This is a genomic window from Paraburkholderia polaris (assembly GCF_012927345.1).
GTDB lineage: Bacteria > Pseudomonadota > Gammaproteobacteria > Burkholderiales > Burkholderiaceae > Paraburkholderia > Paraburkholderia polaris.
The window spans coordinates 1-4,474 of record NZ_JABBGJ010000111.1 but is presented as its reverse complement, the minus strand read 5'-3'; the positions used below and the strand labels follow the sequence as shown (position 1 = coordinate 4,474).

The following is a 4,474-nucleotide window of genomic DNA, read 5'->3' as shown; positions in this document are numbered from 1 at the left end:
GCTCACGCCTATCCCGAAGCCGAGATCAACGACCGTTGAAGCTTCTCGGATCGATCCGCACACTTAAACGGTTTGTCACCGAGCTGACGCCGTCGACGCTCCCCGCTACCTGGGCCGCCTGCCCAACGAGTGCCGCAGACGGCACGCTCCCGACCAGCGTAACGGCGCCGTCTCTCGCGCGTACGCTTATATTGGTCAGCACCATTCCCGATGTCTTCGCCAGTGCCCGCCGGACGCGTTTCGCGAGTGCCCTGTCCATTGCCTTCGATGCCTTCGATGCCGAGGCGGCCGCACCAGTAACAGACTGCGCAGCCGGCGCCGAAGCGGTTGTGCCTGCCGGCTGTGCGTAAGCCGGCGTGACGACGATTGCCGCAAATAGAATTCCGGTTACTGCTAAGACACGCATACCTTTCATGTTGTCGCCCTTGTCCTATGTTTATTTCGTCGCCGCAGCGTTGAAAAAGCAGGTTGCCGAATTACTTCGCGCGTAAGACGCTGGCGTGAAGTCAGCCGTAGGATCGCCAGAAAGAAGGCGAAACACAAGGAACTAGTTTTGGGGGCTATAGATTTCCGTTATGGCGTGCCGCATCGCGGCTTAGCGCGGGTATCATGGCCGCTTCGCGGCCGATGCCTGCTGACGGCCGCATTGAGCATTTGCACGAATTCGCTGGCCGCAGACGTCAGCAGATCCTCGTCCTGATAGACGAGCAGGACATTCAGGTCCGGCATCGGCACATCCAGCGCGAGCTGCGTCATCCGCCCCGCGCGAAAGAGCAGTTCGAGCACTTCGAGGCCCGTTTCTGCCCAATGCGTCACGACACTTAGGCGCGATGCGAGCTCAAGATACAGTGCAATCGACGAACACCGCAGGATCCGGGTCGGCGTCGGCAGATTGAACTCAGAAAACAGCGTTGAAATGTAGCCGTGGGGATCGTCGGCTCCATCGAGAGCCAACCATTCGACTTTGTCCAGCTCCTGCAGCGAGATCTTCGGATTCTCGTGTTTTCCGCCGACAGCGAGCAAGGTCTTCAGACTATAAAGCTTCGACCACTTCAAGCCACCAGGCTCGGCCTCGCCATATTGCGACACGATGCCGAGGTCCAGGGTCCCGTCGCGAAGACCCTCTGCAATCTGGGCCGGCCGCAACTCGAGCAGGTGCAGTTCGACCGACGGCCGTTGCTGCCGGAACACACTGACCGCATCGGCGAGCGCCGCGCCCGCCGCCGGTGGCGTCAGGCCGATCGAGACACGTCCGCCGAGTTCGCCGCGCAGCGAATCGATTTCTTCCCGGATCTTGTCGACCTCCTTCTGGATCGCTCGCGAGCGCTTCGCAATCATGGCGCCGTACGGCGTGAGCGTAGCGCCCCTGGCCGAGCGCACGAGCAGCGGCACGCCGACTTCACGCTCAAGCTCCCGTATCGACTTGCTGAGCGCCGGCTGGGTCAGGTGCATCAGGCGGGCGGCTTCCTGAATGCTGCCGGCCTTCGCAACCGCGACCAACGCTCTTAACTGATTCAGTTTCATGGAGGTTCATGCCCGCTCGGGGCGAGTGATGGCATAACCAAATTCTATACCCCAAACAACAATTCGTTTGCGTGGTTACTTATGGCTGGTGATGCTCCGACGGATGCTGTGAAAGTCGTTACATGTACCACACAACCAGAGGAATCAACCAACCATGCGCACGACCCAGATTGCCTCCTGCGCGCCGGCCGCCGTCAACCCGAAGGTTGCACCCGGACTTCGCAAGGTGATATTGGCGACTTCGCTGGGCAACGGCCTCGAAATCTTCGATTTCACCGTGTTCAGCTTCTTCGCCGCCATGATCGGTGCCCAGTTCTTTCCGGCGGCCGATCCGATCACTTCGCTACTGATGGCGGTGGGCACCTTTGGTGTCGGCTTTTTCACGCGGCCGCTCGGCGCGATGGTGATCGGAGCCTACGCGGACCGCGTCGGGCGCCGTGCGGCGATGACAATGACCATCTGGCTGATGGCGCTGGGCACCGCTGCTATCGGCCTCTGTCCGCCCTTTGCAACGCTCGGCATCGCGGCACCCCTGATTGTCATTGCAGGCCGCCTGCTGCAGGGTTTCGCGGCCGGTGGCGAGGTCGGCGCCTCCAGCACGTACCTGATGGAGGCTGGTCCGGCGTCTCGCCGGGGATTTCTGGTGAGCTGGCAACCGGCCAGCCAGGGCGCGGCAGCGCTGCTAGGTGCATTGCTGGGCGTCGTGCTGACACGGACCCTGACGCCGGTCGATCTCGCGACCTGGGGCTGGCGCGTCCCGTTCCTCCTTGGTCTGCTGGTGGCGCCGGTCGGTCTCTACGTGCGCCGGCAACTTCACGAAACACCGGTCGCCGCCGCAACGGCAGGATTCGCTCGTACGCCGCTCGGCGAGCTCTGTCGAGAGCACGGCAAGACGATCGTGCTGGCAACACTGATGTTGATGGGCAGCACGGTGCCTACCTACGTCATCGTGTATTACATGCCGAGCTATCTGACCCGCGTCATGCACATGCCACCGACCACCGGCTATCTGTCAGCCACGCTGTCGGCGTTACTGTTGCTCATCATCTCGCCGCTATCCGGGCTACTCGCGGACCGCTTGACACGTCGCAAGCCACTGGTGCTGTTCACGTCCGGATGCACCATGCTCCTCGCCCTGCCGGTGTTCCAGATGATCACCCATGCGCACTCCGCCTTGCCCGTCCTCTGCGCGGTCGGCTTGATCAGTGCATTGATGGCGCTCGGTGCAGGCGCTGGCATGCTGCTTCTGCTCGAAGCGTTTCCTGCCCGCGTGCGGGCCAGTGGCCTGGCGATTCCCTACGCGCTCGGAGTGACGTTGTTCGGAGGCACAGCGCAATTCGTCGTGACATGGCTCATCAGGACAACTGGCAATCCGATGTCCGCGGCATGGTATGTCGCGCTGTCGTGCCTGGTCAGCTTCTGCGCGCTTGTGCTGTTCAAGGAGCGGCGCACCGAGCCTTGAGATAGCGCGGCCTTCCATTTCTTCCCCATCAGTCATCTACCGGAGTAGCTGACCTCGACCCTTTCCGGGTCGAGTGGCTCCTCACGCCTTACAGCTTTCCAACTAACGACCCAGGGGGGTCCATTGAAACATAGACATTCAGGCAAACCTCGGATTTGCGCGATGGCTGCGGCACTGCTTTTCGCACATGGCATGGCGCACGCAGATGGCGTCTTTCAGGACCTGCTTCCCGGGTTTAATCCGGGCACGTTCCCGCGCGGCGGATCCATGTTCACGATCTATGGTTCCGTCGACGAGTATTTCGATCACCTGAATTCCGGTGGCCAGTCAGTCAACCGGATTTTGAGCGGTGGCACCTGGACCTCGAAACTCGGCTTCTATGGACAGGAAGATCTGGGCGGCGGAACCATTGCGGCATTCGATCTGGAGGCCGGTTTCAATGCCAACGACGGAACCTTCGGACAAACGGGCACGCTCTTTAACCGCCAGTCCACGGTGTCCCTGTCGAACCCGGCGTGGGGAACGTTGTCGCTAGGTAAGCAATTCGGGGCCGAACTGCAGATGTTCGTCGACCCATTCCTTCTTAACGCCAAAATATCACCGTTGGCCTATTTCAGCGTGGCGTCCGACCTGGGCAAAGGCGCGAGCTACGTGGAAGCTCGGGTGAACAATTCCGCCATGTATTCGTCGCCGACCTTTGCAGGCTTCAGCACGCAATTGCTGTATGCCCTGAAGTCAGATCAGAGCCAAGGGCCGGCCACCCAGAACCGAGGCCTGAACGTCACGTATCATCCGCTCACGGGCGGTCAGAACCTGTATCTCGTCGGCAGTTACAACCAGACCTGGTGCGATCCGGGCGCGGGTACCTGCACCGATCCTACCGTGCGGACCGACGAATACGGCGCGGCTATGGTCTACGATATGGGCCGTTATGTATTCTCGGGTTCGTATCAGTTGATCGATCCGAAGGAAGGCGGTGACTATCTCGCCAGCGTCTACTCGCTCGGTGCGGCCGCGACGTTTGGCCGCAATCTGGTGCGTGCATCGGTTGTATACCGGCACACGACGCAGGATGGGAATCACGCTACCGGCGCCACGCTGGGAGAAGACTATTTTCTCTCGAAGCGGACTGCACTCTATGTACGCGGCAGTTTGATCAAGAACGGACCGCAATCGGCGATGACGATCGATTATGCGGCTGGCTCGCCTGTACCGAAACCCGGCGTGACGGTAACCGACCTCGCCGTGGGTATTTACCACAACTTCTAGACATCGCAGCCGGAAGCGGTGCAATAAAAACAGGGCGTCGGACAAAACATCCAACGCCCTATTTATTTAGGTAACCAAATTGTTTTTCGTATTTATTTAAGACTCATTTGGCAGAACGCCCCGCATCAGCACTCGACAACATTCAACGCCAGCCCACCACGCGAGGTCTCCTTGTATTTCGTCTTCATATCAAGGCCGGTCTGCCACATCGTACGGATG

At 60.3% G+C, this 4,474-nt stretch carries 4 protein-coding genes; 2 read left to right on the top strand and 2 right to left on the bottom strand.

All coding sequences use genetic code 11. The features are described 5' to 3' along the window. Window positions 1-25: 25 nt before the first annotated feature. Both HHL24_RS45285 and HHL24_RS43040 read right to left on the bottom strand, forming a co-directional pair. Window positions 26-205 (bottom strand): BON domain-containing protein, encoded by a 180-nt coding sequence (locus HHL24_RS45285; protein ID WP_407947562.1) that lies wholly within the window; start codon window positions 203-205, stop codon window positions 26-28. A 368-nt stretch (window positions 206-573) separates the two neighbouring features. Continuing rightward, complete coding sequence (locus HHL24_RS43040; RefSeq protein WP_169491307.1) at window positions 574-1,524, bottom strand: LysR family transcriptional regulator; 951 nt, start codon at window positions 1,522-1,524, stop codon at window positions 574-576. Window positions 1,525-1,678: 154 nt separating this feature from the next. On the opposite strand from HHL24_RS43040, the gene HHL24_RS43035 reads away from it, so the two are divergent. Next, entirely contained in the window at window positions 1,679-2,986 is a 1,308-nt protein-coding gene (locus HHL24_RS43035) for an MFS transporter (protein WP_169491306.1), read from the top strand. A gap of 162 nt (window positions 2,987-3,148) precedes the next feature. Continuing rightward, complete coding sequence (locus tag HHL24_RS43030; RefSeq protein WP_169491305.1) at window positions 3,149-4,255, top strand: porin; 1,107 nt, start codon at window positions 3,149-3,151, stop codon at window positions 4,253-4,255. Window positions 4,256-4,474 lie beyond the last annotated feature (219 nt).